Raw genomic sequence first — 22981 nt, forward strand, 5'->3', positions numbered from 1 at the left:
CTCCCCGGCCAGAATGACCGGGGAGAAAGGCTTAGTGCGCGCGGCCCTGCTCAACGCCCAGGCCGGTTTGTGAGCGGATAAACTGGGCGCGGAATTTCTCTCGCTCCAGGTTACCTTCCGGCGAATTGTCGGTGGCCGAGAAGAACCAGATGCCGATAAACGCCACGGCGATCGAGAACAGCGCCGGGTATTCATACGGGAAGATAGCGCTCGCGTGACCGAGGATCTGCACCCAGATGGTCGGGCCCAGAATCATCAGGATCACCGCCGTCAGCAGCCCCAGCCAGCCGCCAATCATCGCGCCGCGCGTGGTCAGTTTCGACCAGTACATGGAGAGCAGGATGATCGGGAAGTTACAGCTTGCCGCAATCGAGAAGGCCAGCCCCACCATAAACGCGATGTTCTGCTTCTCAAACAGAATGCCTAACAGAATCGCCACGACGCCCAGCACCAGCACGGTGATTTTCGAGACCTTCAGCTCGTCGCGCTCGCTCGCGCCTTTGCGGATAACGTTGGCGTAGAGGTCATGCGACACCGCAGACGCGCCGGCGAGCGTCAGCCCAGCAACTACCGCAAGAATGGTGGCGAAGGCCACGGCGGAGATAAAGCCGAGGAACAGGTTACCGCCCACCGCGTCCGCCAGGTGCACCGCCGCCATGTTGTTACCGCCAATCAGCGCGCCCGCCGCGTCTTTAAACGCCGGGTTCGCCCCCACCAGCATGATCGCGCCAAAGCCGATGATAAAGGTGAGAATATAGAAGTACCCCATGAAACCGGTGGCGTAGAAGACGCTCTTGCGCGCTTCACGCGCATCGCTCACGGTGAAGAAGCGCATCAGGATATGCGGCAGGCCCGCGGTACCGAACATCAGGCCGAGACCAAGCGAGAGCGCGGATATCGGGTCTTTCACCAGCCCGCCCGGGCTCATGATCGCTTCCCCTTTCGGGTGGACCGCCATCGCTTCGGTGAACAGGTTATTGAAGCTGAATCCGACGTGCTTCATCACCATAAAGGCCATAAAGCTGGCGCCGAACAGCAGCAGGACGGCTTTGATGATCTGCACCCAGGTGGTTGCCAGCATGCCGCCGAACAGCACGTACATCACCATCAGCACGCCAACCAGCACCACCGCGACGTGGTAGTTCAGGCCGAACAGCAGTTCGATCAATTTACCCGCGCCGACCATCTGCGCAATCAGGTACAGCGCCACCACCACCAGCGAACCGCAGGCGGAGAGGGTGCGAATCGGCCCCTGCTTCAGGCGATAGGAGGCCACGTCAGCGAAGGTATAGCGGCCCAGGTTACGCAGGCGTTCGGCAATCAGGAACAGGATGATCGGCCAGCCGACGAGGAAGCCGAGGGAATAAATCAGGCCGTCATAGCCGGATGTATACACCAGCGCGGAGATCCCGAGGAACGAGGCGGCGGACATAAAGTCACCCGCGATCGCCAGCCCGTTCTGGAAGCCGGTAATGTTGCCGCCAGCGGTGTAGTAATCGTTACGGGAGCGCACGCGTTTCGACGCCCAGTAGGTGATGTACAGCGTCAGCAGGACGAAAATCAGGAACATCACAATGGCCTGCCAGTTGGTTGGCTGGCGCTGGACCTCGCCGGTAATGGCATCCGCCGCGTGGGCGGCAAAGGGAAGCGTGGCGGCGAGCGCCGTCAGAACTCTCTTCATGATGCTTTTACCTCTTGCAGTACCGCTTTATTAAGTCGATCGAATTCACCGTTCGCGCGCCAGACGTAGACGCCGGTCAGCAGGAATGAAATCACAATCACGCCAATGCCAATCGGAATACCGCGCGTCACGCTGGTCCCCTCGTGCAGCGGGGTGCCCAGCCAGTGCGGGGCAAAGGCGATCAGCAGAATAAAGCCGACGTAGATAACCAGCATGATGATGGAAAGGATGAAGGCAAACCGTTGCCGCTTATCGACGAGCTCCCTGTAGTGCGCACTATTCTCTATCTGCTGACAAATATCGTTATTCATCACAGAGTCTCCAAAGGTAAGGTAGGTTTGTTTTTAGTCCCCTCTCCCTTTTGGGGAGAGGGTTAGGGTGAGGGGAGGAAGGTGCGGTCTGATGCCCTCACCCCAGCCCTCTCCCACAGGGAGAGGGAGAAAACACTAGGAAGGCATCGCGATGGCCTGCTTCTCTTCGAGCAGTTTTTCCACCACGCCAGGATCCGCGAGCGTTGAGGTATCACCGAGGTTGCTGGTGTCTCCAGCCGCGATTTTGCGCAAGATACGACGCATAATTTTGCCGGAACGGGTTTTCGGCAGCGAGTCGGTCCAGTGCAGCACGTCCGGCGTCGCCAGCGGGCCAATCTCTTTACGCACCCAGTTGCGCACCTCAGCGTAGAGCTCAGGCGACGGTTCTTCACCGTGGTTCAGAGTGACATAGGCGTAAATCGCCTGGCCTTTGATGTTATGCGGAATGCCCACAACTGCCGCTTCGGCAATCTTCGGATGCGACACCAGCGCCGATTCAATCTCAGCGGTGCCCAGACGGTGGCCGGAGACGTTCAGCACGTCGTCCACGCGCCCGGTTATCCAGTAATAGCCATCTTCGTCACGACGCGCGCCGTCGCCGCTGAAGTACATGTTTTTAAAGGTCGAGAAGTAGGTCTGCTCGAAGCGATCGTGATCGCCGAACAGGGTACGCGCCTGACCCGGCCAGGAATCTGTGATCACCAGGTTGCCTTCGGTGGCGCCTTCCAGCGGGTTGCCTTCGTTATCCACCAGCGCAGGCTGCACGCCGAAGAACGGACGGGTTGCGGAACCGGCCTTCAGCTGCGTGGCGCCCGGCATCGGAGTGATCATGAAGCCGCCGGTTTCGGTCTGCCACCAGGTGTCCATCACCGGGCATTTTTCGTTGCCGATTTTCTTCCAGTACCACTCCCAGGCTTCCGGGTTGATTGGCTCACCCACGGAACCGAGGATGCGCAATGAAGATCGGTCAGTGCCTTCGATGGCTTTATCGCCTTCCGCCATCAGTGCGCGGATCGCCGTTGGCGCGGTGTAGAGAATGTTGACCTGGTGTTTGTCGACCACCTGACACATACGCGCCGGGGTCGGCCAGTTTGGTACGCCCTCAAACATCAGCGTTGTTGCGCCACAGGCCAGCGGGCCGTACAGCAGATAGCTGTGTCCGGTAACCCAGCCCACGTCGGCGGTACACCAGTAGATGTCGCCCGGATGGTAGTCGAAGACGTATTTGAAGGTGGTGGCCGCATAGACCAGATAGCCGCCGGTGGTGTGCAGGACGCCTTTCGGCTTACCGGTGGAGCCGGAGGTGTAAAGAATGAACAGCGGATCTTCGGCGTTCATCTCTTCCGGCTGATGCTGGTCGCTCGCGTTCTCAATCAGGTCGCTCCACCACAGGTCGCGCCCCTCGGTCCAGTCGATTTTGCCGCCGGTACGCTTAAGGACGATGACGTTACTGACCGTTTTGACGTTCGGGTTTTTCAGCGCTTCGTCGACGTTTTTCTTCAGTGGGATACCGCGTCCGGCGCGCACGCCTTCATCGGCGGTGATCACCAGTTTTGAACTGGAATCGACAATACGGCCCGCTACCGCCTCCGGCGAGAACCCGCCGAAAATGACCGAGTGGATCGCGCCGATACGCGCGCAGGCCAGCATGGCCACCGCAGCTTCCGGCACCATCGGCATATAAATAGCGACTACATCGCCTTTTTTAATGCCCTTTTCCAGCAGGACGTTGGCGAAGCGGCACACGTCGCGGTGCAGCTCTTTGTAGGTAATGTGTTTGCTTTGCGAGGCATCATCGCCTTCCCAGATGATGGCCGTCTCGTTCCCGCGCTCGGCGAGGTGACGATCGAGGCAGTTCGCCGCCAGGTTCAGGGTGCCATCTTCATACCATTTAATGGAGACATTGCCGGGCGCAAAGGAGGTGTTCTTCACCTTCTGATAAGGTTTGATCCAGTCAAGGATATGGCCCTGCTCACCCCAGAAGGTGTCCGGGGCGGTGATAGATTGCTGATATTTCTCGTGGTACTGCTCCGGGGTGATCAGGCAACGGTCCGCAATATTTGCGGGAATGTCGTGTTTATGTATTTGGCTCATGGCTTTTTTTCTCCTTGTAAGATGTTAATAATATGTCGCAAAAACGTTAATTGTAGGGGCTTTACAAGCTTTGTTTATTATTTGGGCTACAGATCACGCATTGTTTGAAGAGTATGAAAATTGAGCGAATGAAACTTTGAAGGAAAATAATTGATGCTGTCGATTATTCACATTTATGTTTAAAAAAGCGTTTTTATAACAAAAGGTTATTTATCAGAATTAGAACAAACTCCCGTCATCGTCGCTTTTGTGAGTGAAACGCGTCGTTCTTTAAGGCTTGCGCAACAGGTCGCGCAAATGATACTCATACGCCGCGTTAAAAAATCCCATAAACCAACGCAACACAATTCATACCCTTTCAGTATGTCTCCCTGTTCATGCAGTTTGAGTGAATAAGGCGCTTCATTGAGGAAGTCAGTTTCTATGAAAAACGTTAAAGTCAGCCTTGCCTGGCAGATCTTAATCGCCCTTGTGCTGGGCATCTTGCTGGGCAGTTACCTCCACTATCATAGCGACAGCCGCGAATGGCTGATTGCGAACTTGCTTTCACCGGCAGGGGATATCTTTATTCATCTGATCAAGATGATTGTGGTGCCGATTGTGATCTCGACGCTGGTGGTCGGTATTGCGGGCGTCGGCGATGCGAAGCAGTTAGGCCGTATTGGTGCGAAAACCATTATCTATTTCGAAGTGATCACTACGGTTGCGATTATCCTCGGTATCACGCTGGCGAACGTGTTCCAGCCGGGGTCCGGGATCGATATGTCGCAGCTGGCAACGGTGGATATTTCGAAATACCAAAGTACGACCGCTGACGTGCAGAGCCATGCGCATGGCCTGATGGGCACTATCCTGTCGCTGGTGCCGACCAATATCGTGGCGTCGATGGCGAAGGGCGAGATGCTGCCTATCATCTTCTTCTCGGTGCTGTTTGGTCTGGGGCTCTCTTCCCTGCCGGCGACGCACCGTGAGCCGCTGGTGACCGTGTTCCGCTCTATCTCCGAAACCATGTTCAAAGTGACGCACATGGTGATGCGTTACGCGCCGGTAGGGGTGTTTGCGCTTATCGCCGTCACCGTGGCGAACTTCGGTTTTGCCTCCCTGTGGCCGCTGGCGAAGCTGGTGCTCCTGGTGCACTTCGCCATTTTGTTCTTCGCGCTGGTGGTGCTGGGGATCGTGGCGCGCCTGTGCGGGCTGAGCATCTGGATCCTGATTCGCATCCTGAAAGATGAGCTGATTCTGGCGTACTCCACGGCAAGTTCTGAGAGCGTGCTGCCGCGCATCATTGAGAAGATGGAAGCCTACGGCGCGCCTGCCTCTATTACCAGCTTCGTGGTACCGACCGGCTACTCCTTTAACCTGGACGGTTCGACGCTGTACCAGAGCATCGCCGCTATCTTTATTGCGCAGCTGTACGGCATTGACCTGTCGCTGTGGCAGGAGATCGTGCTGGTGCTGACGCTGATGGTGACGTCAAAAGGTATTGCAGGCGTTCCGGGCGTCTCCTTCGTGGTGCTGCTGGCGACGCTTGGCAGCGTCGGTATTCCGCTGGAAGGTCTGGCGTTTATCGCCGGTGTCGACCGTATCCTCGACATGGCGCGTACCGCGCTGAACGTGGTGGGGAATGCCCTGGCGGTGCTGGTTATCGCCAAGTGGGAACACAAATTCGATCGTAAAAAAGCGCTGGCGTATGAACGCGAGGTGCTGGGTCGTTTTGATAAGACGGCTGACCAGTAATGTTAAAAGCCGGGTGGCGGCTTCGCCTTACCCGGCCTACACAAGCCGTAGGCCCGGTAAGCGCAGCGCCACCGGGCAATGCTTTACTCTCCGCTCAGCGCATCAAACTCTTCGCATCCGGTATCAAAGCCTTCAGTGCAGCTCAGGTTCAACCAGTACAGCGCTTTCTGTTTATTGGGCGTGATAAAGCCTTTCTCACCCTGCCTGAACAACATCCCTGCCCAGTATTCGGAGTAGCCCGTGCGTGAAAGTGCCGAGCTCCGCTTGAACCACGAGGCGGCCTGCACGTCGTCCTGAACCACTTCAACGCCGTTGGCATAAATCAGCCCGAGCAGCATTTGCGCATCTACCGCAGAGTCGTTATCGATATCTTCGGCCGCCGTTTGCAGCAGTTTGATGGCCTGAGGATAGTCAGTTTTACCTGCCTGAGTGTTGACCAGCACGCGCGCCAGCATGATCGCGCCGCGTTTGCTGCCCGCGATGGTTGCCTGCTGCGCCAGTGCCTTAGCTTGCGCATAATTTCCCTGGGTAAAGAGGATTTGCGAGAGCAGCCCCATGGCGTCGACATCGCCACCTTTAGCGGCTTTCTCGGCCCACAGCGCGGCCTGCTTGCTGTCACCGGAGCTAAAGTATGTATCGGCCAAATAATACTGGGCACGGGCATCGCCCGCTTCAGCCTGTTCTTTGTACTGGCTGCCAATCTCGTCGGCACGGACAAGCGATGTAAAAAGTAACAACAACAGAAAAATATGTTTCATGGGGTCTTATCATCGGGGTACACGCCGCGCAGTATAATCGCGGCGACAGAAGAAAAAAATGGGTGCATTAAGACCTCAGCATCCTGCAAGCCGGGCGGAACCGTGGTTCCGCCCGTAGAGGTTAGCCTGCGTTACAGGCTAATTTTGCCGCCACCTCCTGATGTTCACCCTTTATTGAAAACTCGCATAACTTACCTCGAGTAATAAAGGTAAAGATCACTATCGTCAGGCAGATAATAAATACAATGCCTAACGCAGTTTTTAATGGCGTCATGCCTTTTACTCCTTGTCAAAAAAAGAATAAGAGGCTACTCTCAACTTGTTCGGAGTTGAGGGAGTAGCCTCGGGTAAATGAAAATTTCCCGGGGCTTTCTACTTTCTGTCCCTCAACAATGCTCAAGACAGAAAGTCTTAAGCACCCGCCGCACATCTTATCCCTCTGAATTAAAATGCAAAGATGTAATTCTATTTCGCGAAAATTACATTATTTCTGCGAGCCGCTTTCCAGAATAATAATTGATATATTTGATGAATTAATCGGAAATAAAAAGGGAGTGAATATCTCACCCCCTTTATTCACTGATGAATTAACGGCTTCAGCCCATTGCGCTTTCGCGCAGTCGGGCTTTCAGCTTGTTATATTCGTCGATGACATACTGTTCCGCAGCGTGCTGATCCGCAATCGGCTCCACGCGTACGGCGCAGTATTTATACTCCGGCGTTTTGGTTATCGGGCTTAAGTTCTCCGTCACCAGCTCGTTACAGGCGCCAATCCACCACTGGTAGGTCATATAGACCGCCCCTTTGTTCGGACGATCGCTGACCTGCGCACGGGTAATGATCCGGCCTTTGCGCGAGTTCACCCACACCAGCGCTTCATCCTCAATGCCGAGGCGCTCAGCGTCGGCGGTGTTGATTTGCGCGTAGCCCGGTTCGTCCGCCAGCGCCGCCAGCGCGGCGCAGTTACCCGTCATCGAACGGCAGGAGTAGTGGCCCACTTCACGCACGGTGGAGAGCACCATCGGATACTCGTCGGTGAGTTTATCGATCGGCGCGACCCAGTCGCAGGTGAAGAACTGCGCCAGCCCGTTCGGGGTGTCGAACTTCTCTTTAAAGAGGTATGACGTCCCCTGATCGGCTTCTGACTCATCGCGACACGGCCACTGGATGTACCCCAGCTCACCCATTTTTTCGTAGGTTGCCCCGTAGAAGTCCGGACACAGATTGCGCAGCTCGTCCCAGATCTCCTGAGTGTTGTTGTAGTGCATCGGGTAGCCCATGCGGGTGGCTATTTCGCTGATGATCTGCCAGTCCGTTTTCAGATCCCACTTCGGCTCGACCGCCTTAAAGAAGCGCTGGAAGCCGCGGTCCGCCGCCGTGTAGACGCCTTCATGCTCGCCCCAGGAGGTCGACGGTAAAATCACATCCGCCGCCGCCGCGGTTTTGGTCATGAAGATATCCTGGACAATCACCAGCTCCAGATCCTCAAACCCTTTGCGCACCGCAGACAGCTCGGCGTCGGTCTGGAGCGGATCTTCACCCATGATGTAGGCCGCACGTACTTCGCCGTGCGCCGCGCGGTGCGGCAGCTCGCTGATGCGATACCCGGTGTGTTCCGGCAGGCTTTCCACGCCCCAGGCCTTCGCGAACTTAGCGCGGTTTTCCGGGAACTTCACGTACTGGTAGCCCGGGTAGGTGTCCGGCAGCGCGCCCATATCGCAGGCGCCCTGGACGTTATTCTGACCACGTACCGGGTTGACGCCGACGTGCGCTTTACCCAGATTGCCGGTCAGCATCGCGAGGCTCGTCAGAGAACGCACGGTTTCCACGCCCTGATAGAACTGGGTCACGCCCATTCCCCACAGGATGGCGGCGGTTTTCGCCCCGGCATACATCCGTGCCGCCTGGCGGATCTCCTGCGCGCTGACGCCGGTGATTGTTTCCACCGACTCTGGCGTATAGCCTTCGACAATTTTCCGATACTCTTCAAAACCTTCCGTACGGGTCGCGACAAACGCCTGGTCGTACAGGTTCTCCTCAATAATGACGTGCCCCATTGCGTTCAACAGCGCGATGTTCGAGCCGTTTTTCAACGCGATGTGCATATCCGCAATGCGCGCGGTTTCAATTTTGCGCGGATCGCAGACGATGATTTTCGCCCCGTTCTGCTTGGCGCGAATAACGTGGTTCGCGACGATAGGGTGAGAATCCGCCGGGTTATAACCAAAGATGAAAACGAGATCGGTGTTATCTATCTCGTTGATGGCATTACTCATTGCGCCGTTACCGACCGACTGGTGCAGACCTGCAACCGATGGGCCGTGTCAAACGCGAGCGCAGCAGTCGACGTTATTGGTTCCAATAACGGCGCGCGCGAATTTTTGCATCACATAGTTGGTTTCATTCCCGGTCCCGCGTGAAGAGCCGGTGGTCTGAATCGCATCCGGGCCATACTTGGCCTTGATAGCGCTCAGACGCGTGGCGACGTAATCCAGCGCCTCGCTCCAGGAGACGGCTTCCAGCTTGCCGCCGCGCTCGCGGCGGATCATAGGGGTTTTCAGGCGCGGGGTGAGGATTTGGGTATCGTTAATAAAATCCCAGCCGTAGTAACCTTTCAGGCATAGCGTGCCCTGGTTGGTTTTCCCCTGTGCGGCCTCCGCCCGGACGATTTTGCCGTTATCGACCACCAGGTGGATCTTGCAACCTGAGGCACAATAAGGGCAAACCGTGACGACTTTTTTCATCAGTCTGCTCCAGTTAATCGAATCATTCGCACCCACTATGCAGCTTCTATGCCATGTTTTTTGTATGGGTATACCCTGACTTTACGGTCCCTTCGCGGTGAAAACCCTGACAAAAAGCAGCCAATCGTCAAAATTGACGTGTCGACAGGGCAGCGGATGTGACATGGGTTGAATTTCCGTCACTGAAAAAACCATTTGACTGGAGCCGACGGCAGAATGGTTCAGACTTAACATAATCCCCTGACGGAAGCATACGATGAAACCGGCGATCCTGGTGGTTGATGACGATACGGCAGTCTGCGAACTGCTTCAGGACGTGCTGAGCGAGCACGTCTTTAGCGTGCTTATTTGTCATAACGGCCAGGATGCACTGCGGCAGGTACAACAGGAGCCGAATATCGCGCTGGTGCTGCTGGATATGATGCTGCCGGATATCAACGGCTTACAGGTTTTGCTGCAGCTGCAAAAGCAGCGCCCGGCGCTACCGGTGATCATGTTAACCGGGCTGGGTAGTGAGTCAGACGTGGTGGTGGGGCTGGAGATGGGGGCTGACGATTATATCGGCAAACCGTTCAACCCGCGCGTGGTGGTCGCCCGCGTAAAAGCGGTATTGCGCCGTACCGGCGTGCTGGCGGCGGAAGTCCCCGCAGCGCCCGTCGCGGGCATTGCTTTTAACGGATGGACGCTCGATACCACCCGCTGTGAGCTGAGCGATCCGCAGCGTAACCCTGTCCCCTTAACCCAGGGCGAGTACGGCTTGCTGCTGGCGCTCACGCAAAATGCCCGTCGGGTGCTGAGCCGTGACCGGCTGCTTGAGCTGACCCACAGCGAAAGCGCGGACGTGTTCGACCGCACGATTGACGTGCTGATCATGCGCCTGCGCCGGAAGATCGAGGCGAATCCGCATCAGCCTGCGCTCATCAAAACCATCCGTGGGCTAGGCTATGTGTTTGCCACCGATGTTTCCCATAGCGAGAAAGCGGCCTAGGTATTCTCTTTGATAAACAGCTGCAGCTCGGCCAGCGTTTTCGCGCCGTCAATCGCGTTGGCGGCCAGCAGGCTGGCCCGCGCGCAGGCGTGTGCCAGATAAATGCTCTCCGTGAGCGGGAGCGATTCATGGCAGCCGTATAAAAACCCCGCGCAAAACGCATCGCCCGCGCCAACGCTGCCGACAATCTCTTTTTGCTCCAGCAACCATGATGGGATCCAGCGGCCTTGCTCACCCGGTGCTTCACCCCACGCGCCTTCCGGGCAGTGGATCACCACCCGCTGGCGAACGCCTGCCGCCAGCAGCTGCGTCGCGGCATCGGCGATATGGGCGATATTCAGCGCATCGTCGGCGTCGCGCATCTCCAGTCCGCTAAACTCCCCGGCTTCCAGCTCGTTAATCACCAGATAATCAAGGTAGCGCAGGGCAGGGAGCACCAGCGGCTGATAGCGCGGGTCGCCCTTGCGGGAAACCAGATCGAGCGACGTTTCATACCCCTGGTCGCGCATCTGCGCCAGCAGGCGCGCGCTGCGGGTGCCAAACTCGTCATCGGGCATATCCAGGCTGTCGAGCAGCAGCAGGTAGCCGAGATGGAAGATCTTCATCGATCCGTCTAAGCGATCGAAGGCGGGAAGATCCAGCAGGCGGTTGGCGCCCGGCGAGTGGAAGAAGGTGCGCTGTCCGCTGGGATCGGTCATGACCTGCGACATGGAGGTCGGGGCAAAGGTGGTGCGCTGAACCCGCTGGCGGTTGACGTGGTACTGGTCGAGCATCGCCAGAATGTAATCCCCGTCGGCATCTTCGCCAATCAGCCCCACCGCCTGCAGCGGCAGGCCAACGTGCATTTTCGCCAGCGTCAGCAGCACGTTGAGCGGCGCGCCGCCGGTTGAGCGTTCGCTGTGGGTGATTTCTGCCAGCCAGCCGCGCTCCGGCCACTGCACGATCTGGTGGACGTGATCCACCAGCATGTTGCCTGCGGCGATGATGCCTTTGCGTTCCATTATGCCTGCCCCGCGCTGCCGAAGATGCGCATCTGTTCGGCGACCGTATCGGCAATCGCCTCTTCTATCCCCAGCAGCAGCTCGGCAAATTCATCGTACAGCGGCTGGCGGTTCGCCATGCGCTGCTCAACGGCGGCGAGTGCGGCCTGCGACATGCCGGTGTAGAAGTTGATTTTATGAATGCCGAGCTCGATGGCGCGGCGGAAGTCGGCATCGCTAATCCCGGAGCCGCCGTGTAAAACCAGCGGCAGGCCCGTCTGCTGGCGAATGGCGTCCAGGCGTGGGAAATCGAGTTTCGGCTCGCCCTTGTATTTGCCGTGCGCGTTGCCGATGGCAACCGCCAGCGCGTCAATGCCGGTTGAATCGACAAACTCGCGCGCCAGCTGCGGGTCGGTAAAGAACGCTTCATCCGCATGCCCGTACAGCGCGCCGCCTTCATCGCCGCCGACCGCGCCCAGCTCCGCCTCCACCGACACGCCGACCGCGTGGCACATCTTCACCACCTCCCGCGTCTGGCGAATATTCTCCTCATAGCTCAGCGTAGAGCCGTCGAACATTACCGAGCTGAACCCTAAGCGCAGGGCGCGCACCACCGCCTCGAAATGCAGGCCGTGGTCGAGGTTGAGCACCACGGGAATATCGTGACGGGCGGCTTCGAACTTAACCGCTTCGACAAGCGAATCCAGAGACACGTACTTAAAATGCACTTCGGCGATGTTGATAATAAACGGCGAGCGTTCCTGCTTCGCGGCGGCGAACAGCGCGCGCAGGAAGTGGGAGTCGAGCACGTTAAACGCGCCCAGCGCGTAGCGATGCGCCCTGGCGTGCTCCAGACCTTCGGCAAGAGAGATCAATGGCATCATTTACTCCTTATATCCGGAACAGGTTGTACTCGTTGCACAGCACCAGCAGCGCCGGTTCGTCTTCTTCGATGTTGTTATAGCGGGCAACGGGCTGCAAAAAGTGGTTGTCGTGCTCGTCGTCGTTTACCGATGACACCTCCCCAACCAGCACGTCGCCGAAGCCGCGTTCGCCCCAGAAGCTGTGGTACAGAGTGGGTGTCAGGCAGATGCTTTCCCCTGGCGTAAGGCGCAGCTGGCTGCCGGGCGCGTGGGTCTGACGGCAGCCGTCGACGGTGACCGTCACGTCGGTGTTTTCCGTCTCTTCATGCGCCCCGGCATTCCATAACTCAATAATCAGATTCCCGCCGCCCCGGTTGATGATGTCTTCCCGCTTGCGCCAGTGAAAATGCATCGGCGTCACCTGGCCGTCGCGCACGTGCATAATTTTTTCGGCATAGCACTTTTCATAAGGCACGCCGTTGGGCGAGCCGTTGCGCAGGGTAAACAGCGTCAGGCCCTCAGCGGCAAAGCTGTTGCCGCCGAACGCCGTCACGTCCCAGCCGAGCTTGAGGTCGAACACTTCCTGCCATGCGGCCTGGTCAAGCTGCTGCCATTTCGTGGGCGGGAAGCTGGCAAACGGCGGGAGGTGCACGTCGTGCATGGAAAAAAACTGTCGCGTGTGGCCGAGAATTTCATTGATGTCGGAGCGTTTCATGGGGACTCCTGGCTTTTTTTGCAAAACCCTAGCCCTCCCCCTCAAGGGTGAGGGGGAGTAAGTTCCCTCTCCCTGTGGGAGAGGGTTAGGGTGAGGGCATCAGGCCGCACCGAAGTTACTTAACCGTCCAGCCCTTATACGTGCCGACGTTCTTTTTATCGATCATCGTCACCGGGATCAGCACAGGCGCTTTCGGCGCAGGTTTGCCCTGCAGAATGTCATAGCCGATCTCCACCGCTTTTGCCGCCATCACCTGCGGATCCTGCGCCGGGGTCGCGACAAACAGGGAGTTTTCGCGCTTCAGCGCTTCCTCGCCGTCCGGGCTGCCATCCACGCCGACGATAAAGAACTCGTTGCGTTGAGCCTGCTTCGCGGCCAGATCGGCACCGATCGCCGTCGGATCGTTAATCGCAAACACGCCGTCGATCTTCGGATTGGCCGCCAGCAGGGAGGTCATGACTTCCAGACCGCCTTCACGACTGCCCTTGGCGTTCTGGTTATCCGAGAGCACCTTGATATCCGGATGTTTTTTGAATTCCGTCTGGCAACCTTCCACGCGGTTTTGCACCGCAGAGACCGGCGGTCCGTTGATGATCACCACGTTGCCGTTGCCTTTCAGGCGATCGGTAATGTACTTACAGGCCATTTCGCCCGCCTGGGTGTTATCGGAGGTGATGGTCGCATCCGCCCCTTCCGCCGCCACGTCAACCGCAACGACCACGATCCCGGCGTCCTTCGCGCGCTTCACCGCCGGGCCGATCCCTTTGGAATCCGCGGCGTTGAGGATGATCATGTCCACCTTCGCGGCAATAAAGTTGTCGATCTGCGCCACCTGCTGGCCCAGATCGTAACCGCTGGAGACCAGCGTCACCTTGACGTTATCGCCTGCCAGCTTGCGCGCTTCCAGCTCGGCACCTTTGGTGATCTGCACGAAGAACGGGTTAGCCAGGTCGCCCACCGTCACGCCGATGGACTTCAGATCTTTTGCCTGCGCAAACGGCGTTGCGGCAAGCAGCGCGCCAGCACAGAGCGCGGTCACTAACGGTTTCAAACGCATGTTGTTTTCCTCGAAGCTGTAGGGTTTTGTTGTTATGCACTTTGATGGTGTCGGGTACGGTATTTGTCGATCAGCACCGCTATGATGATCACCGCCCCTTTGATCACCAGCTGCCAGAAGTAGGAGACGCCCATCAGCGTCATGCCGTTGTTGAGGGTGGCGATGATTAATGCGCCGACCAGCGTGCCGGTGATCGTGCCGATCCCGCCGACGAAGCTAGTGCCGCCGAGGATCACCGCCGCAATCGCATCCAGCTCGTAGCCCGTGCCGAGGTTGCCGTTGGCGCTGTAGAGGCGCGAGGCGCTCATCACGCCGCCGAGCCCGGAGAGCAGGCCGCTCATGCCGTAGACAAACAGCAGCACCAGCCAGACCTTGATGCCGGTCAGTCGCGCCGCCTGCATGTTGCCGCCCACCGCGTAGATGTGGACGCCGAGCGTGGTGCGGCGCAGGATGAACCAGCAGATAGCAATCACCGCAAGGGCAATGACTACCAGCCACGGGATCGGGCCGAGGTAGTTATTGCCGATCCACTCGAAGCTGATGTTGGAGTTAATGACCGTCGTGCCGTCCGCCAGCAGATACGCCGCGCCGCGCAGCGCCGTATAGGTGCCGAGCGTCACGATGAAGGGCGGCAGCCCGGCAAAGGCCACCAGCGCGCCGTTGAACAGACCCAGCACCATGCCGAGCATCAGCGCGGCCGGAATGGAGAGCATCGCAAATTCAGGGATAAGCGAGACCACCATCGCCGCTACCGCCGTGGTGCCCAGAATCGAGCCCACGGAGAGGTCAATCCCGCCGGTTAAAATGATGAAGGTCATTCCCGCTGCCAGCACGATGTTGATCGACGCCTGACGGGTAATGTTGAGCAGATTGCTCTCGGTGAAGAAGTTCGGGGCGATAAAGCCAAATACCGCCACAATCAGGATAAGAATCGGCAGGATGCCGACCGTTTGCATCAGATCGCTCATCAGCATTTTTTTGGCGGAGGCGGATTTCGCCACCTGCTGCGGATGGGTTGGAGTTGTCATGATTGCACCGCCTGATGATGAGTGTCGTTCACGCCGGTTGCCAGCGTCATAATGTTTTCCTGAGAGATGTCGCGCCCGTGGAGTTCACCCGCAATGCTGCCTTCCCGCATCACGTACACTCGGTCGCTCATGCCCACCACTTCCGGCAGCTCGCTGGAGATCATTAAAATCGCCACCCCTTTGCGCGCCATCTGGTTCATGATGCGGTAGATCTCGCTTTTCGCGCCGACGTCCACGCCGCGCGTGGGTTCGTCCAGAATCAGAATGCGCGGACCGATGGCCACCCAGCGGGAGATCAGCAGCTTTTGCTGATTGCCGCCGGACAGCCCGCCCGCGCGCACCTGCGAATGGGGCACGCGGATGTTAAGCAGGGCAATGGCGTCATCGGAAATCGACTGGGCTTTTTTGCGGTTTAACATACCGAAGGTGGCGTCGCGCTCCAGCGTCGCCATGGTGATGTTCTCCTGCGCCGCCAGCTCCAGAAACAGCCCCTGCTCCTTACGGTTTTCGGTGAGAAAACCGATGCCGTTCTCGATGGCCGCGCGCGGGGAGTGGATCACCACCGGCTCGCCGTCGACCTCAATCATGCCGCCGGTGGCTTTACGCACGCCGAAAATCAGCTGCGCCAGCTCGGAGCGCCCGGCCCCCACCAGGCCCGCCAGCCCAACGATTTCGCCGGAACGGACCTGCAGGCTGCACGGCTGTACCTTTTTACCGTCGGTGAGGTGGTGGACGTTGAGGCGCGGGCTGCCGAGGGGAATATCACGTTCTTTGTTGAACAGGTCGCTTAACGGGCGGCCCACCATCATGCGCACCAGCTCGGAGGCGTTTAGCTTGTCGCGCGTCAGGCTGCCGACGTACTGCCCGTCGCGCAGAACGCTGACGCGGTCAGAAAGTTCATACACTTCCGCCATGCGGTGGCTGATATAGATGATCGCCATCCCTTCATCGCGCAGGCGCAAAATCAGTTCAAACAGGCGATGCGTTTCCCGCGAGGAGAGGGCGGCGGTGGGTTCATCCATCACCAGAATGCGGCTGTTGCGGTGCAGCGCGCGGGCAATTTCCACCTGCTGCTGCTCGGCGATGGTCAGCTTCATCACCAGGTCGGTGGCATTGAACTGTGCCCCGAGGCGCTCAATCACCGCCTGCGCCTGGGCGGCCATCTCTTTGCGCTGCACCATCCCGCCGCGCGACAGCTCGCTGCCAAGAAAGATATTTTCGGCAACGGTCAGGTTGGGCGCGAGCTGCATCTCCTGATAAATCAGGGTAATGCCTGCGGCCAGCGCATCTTTCGGCCCTTTAATGTGAAACGGCTGACCGTCGATCAGGATCTCACCGCTGGTGGCGGTATAGGCTCCCGCGAGGATTTTCATCAGCGTGCTTTTTCCCGCGCCGTTTTCGCCCATCAGCGCGTGGATCTCTCCGGGAAAGACCGTCAAATCCACACCCTTGAGCGCGTGGAAACTGCCAAACGTTTTGGCAATGCTGCGCATCTCTAATACCGGGGTTCTGCTCATGGCGGATCTCCTGCGAATGCCGATATCTGCACTTCATCACAGGTGCGTAAATGCAAAATGTCAGAAGCTGTTCATATTTGTCATAGTTATGAATAGCTAATGTAGATCACAGTTATTGAACTACCCTCACCCCGGCCCTCTCCCTGAAAGGGAGAGGGAGCAAATCATTCCCTCGCCCCTTTGGGGAGAGGGTTAGGGTGAGGGGACACCAAACCGCACAGGAGCCCAAATCCATGCCATCACGCCGTCCGCCCTTTTTCGCCAGCGCCCGAGGCCGCCTGCTGATTTTTAATCTGCTGGTGGTCGCCGTGACGCTAATGGTGAGCGGCGTGGCGGTGCTCGGCTTTCGTCACGCCAGTCAAATCCAGGAGCAGGTTCAGCAGCAAACGCTGGACGATATGACCGGCAGCATGAACCTGGCCCGCGATACCGCCAACGTGGCGACGGCGGCGGTGCGGCTTTCGCAGGTCGTCGGGGCGCTGGAGTACAAAGGCGAAGCCGAGCGCCTGAAGCAGACGCAAATGGCGCTGCGCCGCTCGCTGGAACAGCTTGCGGAAGCGCCGCTGGCGCAGCAGGAGCCGGCGCTGGTGGCGCGTATTATTCAACGAAGCAATGAGCTACAGCAGAGCGTGACGGAGATGCTTGAGCGCGGCCAGCGGCGCCATCTGGAGCGTAACGCGCTGCTGAGCTCGCTGTATCAAAGCCAGAGCTACCTGCGTCATCTGCAGGACATCAACCGCCGTTACGACAGCAACGTGCCGGATGCGCAGCAGCTGATGGAGATGGACCGGCTGATCGCCGCCGCCATCGACACTCCTTCGCCGCGCGCGACCGTTCAGCAGCTGGACGCCGTAGCCGCTGCGCTGCCCCGGAGTGCCGTACAGCCGGTCGTGAAGGGGGTTCTGCCAGATTTTAATGCCGAGCTAGGCAAGCTCGCCCCGCTGTCGAAGCAGCTGGAAGAGAGCGATCTGGCGATAAGCTGGTATATGTTCCACATTAAGGCGCTGGTGGCGATCCTCAACAGCGACATTAATCAGTACGTCGGGCAGGTGGCGCAGGCCTCCCGGCTTCGCACGGCCCAGAGCCATCACGAGCTGCAGTCCATCAGCGTGTTTATCAGCTTCTTCGCCGTGCTGGCGCTGATCATCACCGGGTGCGCCTGCTGGTATATCTACCGCAATCTGGCCTCTAACCTGACGGCGATTTCCCGGGCGATGTCGCGCCTTGCTCACGGCGAACAGGATGTCTCCGTTCCCGCCCTCCAGCGGCGCGATGAGCTGGGCGAGCTGGCGCGCGCGTTTAACGTTTTTGCCCGCAATACCGCCTCGCTTGAGCACACCACGCGCCTGCTGAAAGAGAAAACCACGCAGATGGAGATCGACCGCGTTGAGCGTCAGGGGCTGGAAGAGGCGCTGCTGCACAGCCAGAAGATGAAGGCGGTCGGACAGCTGACCGGCGGGCTGGCGCATGATTTTAACAACCTGCTGGCGGTAATCATCGGCAGCCTTGAGCTCACCGACCCCGAATCAAAAGACGCGCCGCGCATTACCCGGGCGCTGAAGGCGGCCGAGCGGGGTGCCTTACTGACGCAGCGCCTGCTGGCGTTTTCCCGCAAGCAGTCCCTGACGCCGCATGCGGTAGAGATGCTGCCGCTGCTGGAGAACCTCCGGGAGCTGATGCGCCACTCCCTGCCTGCCACCCTGACCCTGGAGATTGAAGCGCAAACCCCGGCGTGGCCCGCGTGGATTGACGTTAGCCAGCTGGAAAACGCCATCATCAACCTGGTGATGAACGCGCGCGATGCGATGGAAGGGCAAAGCGGGGTGATTAAAATTCGGACCTGGAATCAGCGCGTCACCCGCAGCGACGGGCGCAGGCAGGATATGGTGGCGCTGGAGGTCATTGACCGCGGCAGCGGCATGTCGCAGGAGGTGAAATCCCGGGTCTTTGAACCGTTCTTCACCACCAAGCAGACCGGAAGCGGAAGCGGGTTAGGCCTGTCGATGGTCTACGGCTTTGTGCGCCAGTCCGGTGGCCGCGTGGAGATTGAAAGCGCGCCGGGGCAGGGAACGACCGTTCGGCTTCACCTCCCGCGCTCGGTGCTGCCTGCTGCGGCAGACGATGAAGCGCTGTCAGCCACCGCCTCCGTCGATAGCGAGCGGCTGGTGCTGGTGCTGGAAGATGAGGCCGATGTTCGGCAAACCCTGTGCGAGCAGCTGCATCAGCTCGGCTACCTGACGCTGGAAGCGGACAACGGCGAGCAGGCGCTGAATATGCTGGCGGCGTCGCCGGATATTGGCATGTTTATCAGCGACCTGATGCTACCCGGCAGTCTGAGCGGCGCTGAGGTGATTAACCATGTGCGCAGCCATTATCCGCAGCTTCCTGTGCTGCTGATCAGCGGCCAGGATCTACGGCCCGCGCATAACCCTCAGCTGCCGGACGTCCAGCTACTGCGTAAGCCGTTTACGCGAGTGCAGCTGGCGCAGGCGCTGCGCAAGGTTATGGTAATTTGAGATTCCTCCGCTACCCCGGCTTCCCGCCGTTCATTATCGTAAGGCCAGTTCACCTGCGAGTCTGGCCTTATGAAACGTTACTCAACTGCTCTGTTATTCGGTCTGCTGTCACTCACCAGCCAACTGGCTCATGCCGATATTGTTGATGATGCTATTGGCAACATTCAGCAGGCGATCAACGATGCCTATAACCCCAGCAGCAGCCGCAGCAATGACGACGACGATCGTTATGACCGCAGCCGTCAAATCGACAGTCGACAATACGACGATCGTCGTCGGCAGCTTGAAGACAGACGCCGTCGTTTAGATGAACGTCAGCGTCAGCTGGATGACGACAGACGTCGTCTGGAAGAGGATGAGCGCAGGTTAGAAGACGATTACGATCGAGGCTAAGTGCGGCCTGTTGCCCTCTCCCACGGGAGAGGGAGAAAACCTAATCCAGCACCAGCACCATCCCGTCATAGCCCGCTTCTATGCCCTGCGGCAGCGGGTTATCCATCATCCACACGTCAAACTGATGGCTGATGTGCGTCAGGATCACCTGCGGGCAGCCAATCGCTTCGTTTAACGCAATCACGGTATTTAAGTCGCAATGGTTTCGCGGCGTTTCCTCGCGTGGCTCATGGCTGCAGTCGATAATTATTGCCTGCGGCTGGTTGTTGAGCAGGAACTTCACCGTTTTCTCCGGCAGTCCGGCGGTGTCGGAGAGCCAGGCCACGCGGCTGTGGGCCGATTCCAGCAAATACCCGAAGGTCAGTTTTGAATGGTTGAGCGGCAGCGGCGTGACCCGTAAACCCTGAAGCTCAAACATCACAAACGGTTCGACCGTGTGGCTGAAATCCAGAATGCCGGGGTGCTTAAACAGGTCGTCGCATCCGGCGTCGTCCGGCGGACCGTAAACCGGGATCGTCGCCCCCACGCCCCAGCGCAGGGGGAACAGCCCCTGAACGTGATCCATATGGTAATGGGTGAGCAAGAACTGCTGGAAGCTGCCCGCCGGCCAATCGTCCATCAGGTGCGGAATACCGGCATCCAGCAGGGTGACGGCATCGTTGAATTTCACCACCGCGCTGCACGGGCGACGGCGATAATTATCCTGCAGGCGAGCCCGGCGACACGCCGCGCAGTCGCAGCCAAAGACCGGCACTAGCTGGGCGCCACCCGTTCCCGTCAACGTGATGGTCAGACTCATAGCGCACCTCTACAGCGGTTTGGTGAATCGGAAATGGCTCTGCGTGTATCCTTCACGAACGTAAAAACGGTGCGCGTCGGTGCGCTTCACGCTGGTGGAAAGTTCGGTCAGCTCCGCGCCGGCCTGTCGCGCTACCTCTTCCGCCCAGGCCAGCAGTTGACTGCCCACTTTTAACCCACGCGCCTGCGGCATTACGACCAGCTCCTGGATCTCGCCGATCCAGCGCGCGTGATGCAGGTGAAACTGCATGTGCAGGCCGATCATGCCGATGACCTGTCCCTCTCTCTCCGCAAGCTGGTAGCGCATGTTGCGATCCTGCAGGTTGGCAAGAAACCCGGCGTGGAACGCCTGATGGTCGAACTCTGCCTGCTTGAGCTCGCAGATCAGGGCGTAAACACTCTGCGCATCGTCGGCGGTGGCGGGGCGAAGCTGGCAGTCAGGCATGCTGTTTCTCCTTCTGACGGATAAGCGATAAAAAGGTATCGACTGACTGTAGCAAACTTCCGTCGTTATTGAGGATGTAGCAGTCCGACGGGGCATAGCGGGCCGCACGCTCAAGCCGCTGATCGATCTCACGGGCTGATTCACGCCCCCGACTCTGCAACCGGCTGCGCAGAACGTCCGGCGAAACCTGCAGGCAGACCGGCAGCAGGGCCGCCTCATAGCGGGCGCGCGCTTGCGGCAGATGCGCACGCGAGCCGTTAACCAGCACGTCGAACCCCGCATGCAGCCAGAGGTCGATTTCGATGCCCACGCCATAGTAATAACCGTTGGCGTGCCAGCTCAGCGCCAGCAGGTTTTGCCCGGCACGGATGAAAAACTCCTGCTCGCTTAGGGCGATATGATTTTCGCTCCCGGCATGGGCCGCGCGGGTAATATAGCGGTGTGCGACCAGCAGCTGCGGATGTTCCCGCTGCCGTAAGGCGGACAGCAGGCTGTCTTTACCGGAACCCGAGGGCCCCATTAACCAGATGAGCCTTCCCATCAGAACACCCTTTTTCCCTGACGCCAGACGTGGTCGATGTGAACGTGCTCGCCCTTGCGGTGGGCCAGCACCAGATCCGCGCGTTTACCCTCGGCGATTTCCCCGCGATCCTGAAGATTAAGCGCCGAGGCCGGGTTTTTCGTCACCAGGCGAATCGCCTGCGGCAGCGTAAAGCTGTTGCTCTCGTCGTCGGCGACCCGGAACGCCGCATCCAGCAGGCTGGCGGGGTAGTAGTCGGACGAGAGAATATCCAGCAGACCCAGGGAGGCAAGCCTGCTTGCCGCGACGTTACCGGAGTGCGATCCGCCGCGCACGATGTTTGGTGCGCCCATCAGCACGTTCATGCCGTGCCTGCGGGAGGCTTCAGCCGCTTCAAACGTGGTGGGAAATTCGGCGATCACGCTACCAAGCTGGTGGGATTCGCGCACGTGATCGTGCGTGGCGTCGTCATGGCTGGCCAGCGCGATATTGCGGTCACGACACATCGCGGCAATCCTGAGACGGTTTGGCTGCGACCACTGGGCGGCAAGCGCCAGCTGCTCTTCCTCGTAGCGCGCCATCTCTGCGTCGTTGAGGGAGTATTTGCCCTGATAGTATTCGCGATACTTTTCAATGTTGGCGAACTGGCGCTGCCCCGGCGAGTGGTCCATCAGGGAGACCAGCGAGACCGGCTCGCGCCCGACCAGCTTTTCAAACAGCGGCAGGGTGGTGTGGTGCGGCAGCTCGCAGCGCAGGTGCAGACGGTGCTCGGCGCGGTTGAGGCCGCGTTTTTGCGTCTCCTCCACGGCGTTGATCATCTTCTCCAGATTCTCCAGGCGATCGCCGCCGTCGCGCACGTCGCCAATCGCCACCGCGTCCAGCACGGTGGTAATGCCGCTGGCGACCATCAGCGCGTCATGGCTGCTCATCGCCGAGTGGGCGGGCCAGTCGACCTTCGGGCGCGGGGTGAAGAATTTGTCCAGATTATCGGTATGTAGCTCAATCAGCCCCGGCAGCAGCCAGCCGCCTTCACCGTCCATCGCTTCAGGGGTACGGCTTTGGGTTTCGGCAAAGGCGCGAATAACGCCTTCATGAACTTCAACCGAGCCATTAACGACTTCATTTTCCAGCACCAGCCTGACGTTATTAATAATCATGCGTGGACCCCCATCGGGTGCAATCTGTCCGCCACGCGGCTGCGTACGGTTTCGTCGTGGAAGATCCCGACGATCGCCGCGCCGCGCGCTTTGGCCTGTTCGATCAGTTCCACCACGGCCGCGCTGTTTTTGCCGTCGAGCGAGGCGGTGGGTTCATCCAGAAGTAAAATCGGGTAGTCGACGATAAACCCGCGGGCGATATTGACGCGCTGCTGTTCACCGCCGGAAAAGGTCGACGGGGCGAGATGCCACAGGCGCTCCGGCACGTTGAGGCGCGTCAGCAGGCTGGCGGCTTTGGCGGCGCAGGCTTCTCGCGGCACGCCCAGATCCAGCAGCGGCTGCATCACCACGTCCAGGGCGGAGATCCGCGGGATCACCCGCAGGAACTGGCTGACCCAGCCGATCGTCGTGCGGCGCACTTCCAGCACTTTGCGCGCGGGGGCCTGCACCAGATCGACCCATTCATCGTTGTGGCGAATGTGAATGTGGCCTTCATCCGGCAGATAGTTGGCGTACAGGGAGCGTAGCAGGGTGGATTTTCCGCTGCCGGAATGGCCGTGCAGCACCACGCATTCGCCGCTGCTGACCTCTAACGAGGCATTTTGCAGCACCGGCAGGCGCACGCCGTTTTGCTGGTGGAGCACAAAGGTCTTACTTACGTTTTGTACGTGGATCATGT

The 22981-nt window shown here is 58.9% G+C and carries 21 protein-coding genes; 4 read left to right on the top strand and 17 right to left on the bottom strand.

The genetic code is table 11. The features are described from left to right. Window positions 1-31 precede the first annotated feature (31 nt). The 3 genes from actP to acs form a co-directional block, all read right to left on the bottom strand. Window positions 32-1681, bottom strand: coding sequence for a cation/acetate symporter ActP (gene actP, locus NWV12_RS01585; RefSeq protein ID WP_033144419.1), 1650 nt, complete (start codon window positions 1679-1681; stop codon window positions 32-34). Then, on the bottom strand, window positions 1678-1992 hold the full coding sequence (locus tag NWV12_RS01590; RefSeq protein WP_023310065.1) for a DUF485 domain-containing protein: 315 nt from the start codon (window positions 1990-1992) through the stop codon (window positions 1678-1680). Before NWV12_RS01590 ends, actP begins: the two co-directional genes overlap by 4 nt. Window positions 1993-2127: 135 nt before the next feature. Then, window positions 2128-4086, bottom strand: coding sequence for an acetate--CoA ligase (gene acs, locus NWV12_RS01595; RefSeq protein WP_048976116.1), 1959 nt, complete (start codon window positions 4084-4086; stop codon window positions 2128-2130). Between the two features lie 423 nt (window positions 4087-4509). Between acs and gltP the strand changes: the two genes are divergently transcribed. Next, on the top strand, window positions 4510-5823 hold the full coding sequence (gltP, locus tag NWV12_RS01600; RefSeq protein WP_023310067.1) for a glutamate/aspartate:proton symporter GltP: 1314 nt from the start codon (window positions 4510-4512) through the stop codon (window positions 5821-5823). Between the two features lie 83 nt (window positions 5824-5906). On the opposite strand, the gene NWV12_RS01605 is transcribed toward gltP, so the two are convergent. From NWV12_RS01605 to fdhF, 3 genes are all read right to left on the bottom strand, one after another. Further along, a complete protein-coding gene (locus NWV12_RS01605; protein WP_033144421.1) occupies window positions 5907-6581 on the bottom strand; it encodes a tetratricopeptide repeat protein in 675 nt (224 codons plus the stop codon). A 121-nt stretch (window positions 6582-6702) separates the two neighbouring features. After that, complete coding sequence (locus tag NWV12_RS01610; RefSeq protein WP_032644722.1) at window positions 6703-6855, bottom strand: Hok/Gef family protein; 153 nt, start codon at window positions 6853-6855, stop codon at window positions 6703-6705. A gap of 322 nt (window positions 6856-7177) precedes the next feature. Continuing rightward, window positions 7178-9325: a formate dehydrogenase subunit alpha gene (fdhF, locus tag NWV12_RS01615; RefSeq protein WP_080352831.1), complete on the bottom strand. Its 2148-nt coding sequence runs from the start codon at window positions 9323-9325 to the stop codon at window positions 7178-7180. 256 nt (window positions 9326-9581) lie between these two features. Here fdhF and NWV12_RS01620 point away from each other — a divergent pair, with 256 nt between their 5' ends. Then, the gene (locus NWV12_RS01620; protein ID WP_048979064.1) at window positions 9582-10313 is read left to right on the top strand and encodes a response regulator; all 732 of its coding nucleotides are present in this window, start codon (window positions 9582-9584) and stop codon (window positions 10311-10313) included. Here NWV12_RS01620 and NWV12_RS01625 read toward each other — a convergent pair. The 6 genes from NWV12_RS01625 to NWV12_RS01650 form a co-directional block, all read right to left on the bottom strand. Continuing rightward, complete coding sequence (locus tag NWV12_RS01625; RefSeq protein WP_048979063.1) at window positions 10310-11314, bottom strand: carbohydrate kinase family protein; 1005 nt, start codon at window positions 11312-11314, stop codon at window positions 10310-10312. The two genes, NWV12_RS01620 and NWV12_RS01625, sit on opposite strands and share 4 nt — an antisense overlap. Further along, entirely contained in the window at window positions 11314-12174 is an 861-nt protein-coding gene (locus tag NWV12_RS01630) for a ketose 1,6-bisphosphate aldolase (protein WP_048979062.1), read from the bottom strand. The genes NWV12_RS01625 and NWV12_RS01630 overlap by 1 nt, the downstream gene beginning before the upstream one ends. Window positions 12175-12184: 10 nt before the next feature. After that, a complete protein-coding gene (locus NWV12_RS01635) occupies window positions 12185-12871 on the bottom strand; it encodes a D-lyxose/D-mannose family sugar isomerase (RefSeq protein ID WP_047059282.1) in 687 nt (228 codons plus the stop codon). A gap of 115 nt (window positions 12872-12986) precedes the next feature. Then, window positions 12987-13928 carry an ABC transporter substrate-binding protein gene (locus NWV12_RS01640; RefSeq protein WP_101744423.1) on the bottom strand — a complete coding sequence of 314 codons (942 nt, stop codon included), beginning with the start codon at window positions 13926-13928 and terminating at the stop codon, window positions 12987-12989. A gap of 32 nt (window positions 13929-13960) precedes the next feature. Next, the gene (locus NWV12_RS01645) at window positions 13961-14956 is read right to left on the bottom strand and encodes a ribose ABC transporter permease (RefSeq protein ID WP_032662554.1); all 996 of its coding nucleotides are present in this window, start codon (window positions 14954-14956) and stop codon (window positions 13961-13963) included. After that, a complete protein-coding gene (locus NWV12_RS01650) occupies window positions 14953-16473 on the bottom strand; it encodes a sugar ABC transporter ATP-binding protein (RefSeq protein WP_023310078.1) in 1521 nt (506 codons plus the stop codon). Before NWV12_RS01650 ends, NWV12_RS01645 begins: the two co-directional genes overlap by 4 nt. 233 nt (window positions 16474-16706) lie before the next feature. On the opposite strand from NWV12_RS01650, the gene NWV12_RS01655 reads away from it, so the two are divergent. Together NWV12_RS01655 and yjdP are read left to right on the top strand one after the other, a co-directional pair. Continuing rightward, window positions 16707-18989 carry an ATP-binding protein gene (locus NWV12_RS01655; RefSeq protein WP_033144427.1) on the top strand — a complete coding sequence of 761 codons (2283 nt, stop codon included), beginning with the start codon at window positions 16707-16709 and terminating at the stop codon, window positions 18987-18989. 69 nt (window positions 18990-19058) lie between these two features. Beyond that, the gene (gene yjdP / locus NWV12_RS01660; RefSeq protein ID WP_033144428.1) at window positions 19059-19382 is read left to right on the top strand and encodes a DDRRRQL repeat protein YjdP; all 324 of its coding nucleotides are present in this window, start codon (window positions 19059-19061) and stop codon (window positions 19380-19382) included. Between the two features lie 40 nt (window positions 19383-19422). Here yjdP and phnP read toward each other — a convergent pair whose 3' ends face one another. The 5 genes from phnP to phnL are packed head-to-tail and all read right to left on the bottom strand — an operon-like array spanning window position 19423 to window position 22979. Continuing rightward, window positions 19423-20181, bottom strand: coding sequence for a phosphonate metabolism protein PhnP (gene phnP, locus NWV12_RS01665; RefSeq protein ID WP_048979060.1), 759 nt, complete (start codon window positions 20179-20181; stop codon window positions 19423-19425). A 9-nt stretch (window positions 20182-20190) separates the two neighbouring features. Further along, window positions 20191-20625: an aminoalkylphosphonate N-acetyltransferase gene (gene phnO, locus NWV12_RS01670; RefSeq protein ID WP_033144430.1), complete on the bottom strand. Its 435-nt coding sequence runs from the start codon at window positions 20623-20625 to the stop codon at window positions 20191-20193. Then, entirely contained in the window at window positions 20618-21169 is a 552-nt protein-coding gene (gene phnN, locus NWV12_RS01675) for a ribose 1,5-bisphosphokinase (RefSeq protein WP_058842081.1), read from the bottom strand. Before phnN ends, phnO begins: the two co-directional genes overlap by 8 nt. Further along, window positions 21166-22302, bottom strand: a complete 1137-nt coding sequence (phnM, locus tag NWV12_RS01680) for an alpha-D-ribose 1-methylphosphonate 5-triphosphate diphosphatase (protein ID WP_048979059.1) — start codon at window positions 22300-22302, stop codon at window positions 21166-21168. The genes phnN and phnM overlap by 4 nt, the downstream gene beginning before the upstream one ends. Continuing rightward, window positions 22299-22979, bottom strand: a complete 681-nt coding sequence (gene phnL / locus NWV12_RS01685) for a phosphonate C-P lyase system protein PhnL (RefSeq protein WP_048979058.1) — start codon at window positions 22977-22979, stop codon at window positions 22299-22301. Before phnL ends, phnM begins: the two co-directional genes overlap by 4 nt. Window positions 22980-22981 lie beyond the last annotated feature (2 nt).

The sequence above is a fragment of the Enterobacter sp. Crenshaw genome (assembly GCF_024734705.1).
GTDB classification, from domain to species: domain Bacteria; phylum Pseudomonadota; class Gammaproteobacteria; order Enterobacterales; family Enterobacteriaceae; genus Enterobacter; species Enterobacter asburiae_B.

Excerpts from the sequence above, each read along its gene's own strand:
- actP (WP_033144419.1), bottom strand. The coding sequence starts at position 1,681 with ATGAAGAGAGTTCTGACGGCGCTCGCCGCCACGCTTCCCTTTGCCGCC.
- NWV12_RS01590 (WP_023310065.1), bottom strand. The coding sequence starts at position 1,992 with ATGAATAACGATATTTGTCAGCAGATAGAGAATAGTGCGCACTACAGG.
- acs (WP_048976116.1), bottom strand. The coding sequence starts at position 4,086 with ATGAGCCAAATACATAAACACGACATTCCCGCAAATATTGCGGACCGT.
- gltP (WP_023310067.1), top strand. The coding sequence starts at position 4,510 with ATGAAAAACGTTAAAGTCAGCCTTGCCTGGCAGATCTTAATCGCCCTT.
- NWV12_RS01605 (WP_033144421.1), bottom strand. The coding sequence starts at position 6,581 with ATGAAACATATTTTTCTGTTGTTGTTACTTTTTACATCGCTTGTCCGT.
- NWV12_RS01610 (WP_032644722.1), bottom strand. The coding sequence starts at position 6,855 with ATGACGCCATTAAAAACTGCGTTAGGCATTGTATTTATTATCTGCCTG.
- NWV12_RS01620 (WP_048979064.1), top strand. The coding sequence starts at position 9,582 with ATGAAACCGGCGATCCTGGTGGTTGATGACGATACGGCAGTCTGCGAA.
- NWV12_RS01625 (WP_048979063.1), bottom strand. The coding sequence starts at position 11,314 with ATGGAACGCAAAGGCATCATCGCCGCAGGCAACATGCTGGTGGATCAC.
- NWV12_RS01630 (WP_048979062.1), bottom strand. The coding sequence starts at position 12,174 with ATGCCATTGATCTCTCTTGCCGAAGGTCTGGAGCACGCCAGGGCGCAT.
- NWV12_RS01635 (WP_047059282.1), bottom strand. The coding sequence starts at position 12,871 with ATGAAACGCTCCGACATCAATGAAATTCTCGGCCACACGCGACAGTTT.
- NWV12_RS01640 (WP_101744423.1), bottom strand. The coding sequence starts at position 13,928 with ATGCGTTTGAAACCGTTAGTGACCGCGCTCTGTGCTGGCGCGCTGCTT.
- NWV12_RS01645 (WP_032662554.1), bottom strand. The coding sequence starts at position 14,956 with ATGACAACTCCAACCCATCCGCAGCAGGTGGCGAAATCCGCCTCCGCC.
- NWV12_RS01650 (WP_023310078.1), bottom strand. The coding sequence starts at position 16,473 with ATGAGCAGAACCCCGGTATTAGAGATGCGCAGCATTGCCAAAACGTTT.
- NWV12_RS01655 (WP_033144427.1), top strand. The coding sequence starts at position 16,707 with ATGCCATCACGCCGTCCGCCCTTTTTCGCCAGCGCCCGAGGCCGCCTG.
- yjdP (WP_033144428.1), top strand. The coding sequence starts at position 19,059 with ATGAAACGTTACTCAACTGCTCTGTTATTCGGTCTGCTGTCACTCACC.
- phnP (WP_048979060.1), bottom strand. The coding sequence starts at position 20,181 with ATGAGTCTGACCATCACGTTGACGGGAACGGGTGGCGCCCAGCTAGTG.
- phnO (WP_033144430.1), bottom strand. The coding sequence starts at position 20,625 with ATGCCTGACTGCCAGCTTCGCCCCGCCACCGCCGACGATGCGCAGAGT.
- phnM (WP_048979059.1), bottom strand. The coding sequence starts at position 22,302 with ATGATTATTAATAACGTCAGGCTGGTGCTGGAAAATGAAGTCGTTAAT.
- phnL (WP_048979058.1), bottom strand. The coding sequence starts at position 22,979 with ATGATCCACGTACAAAACGTAAGTAAGACCTTTGTGCTCCACCAGCAA.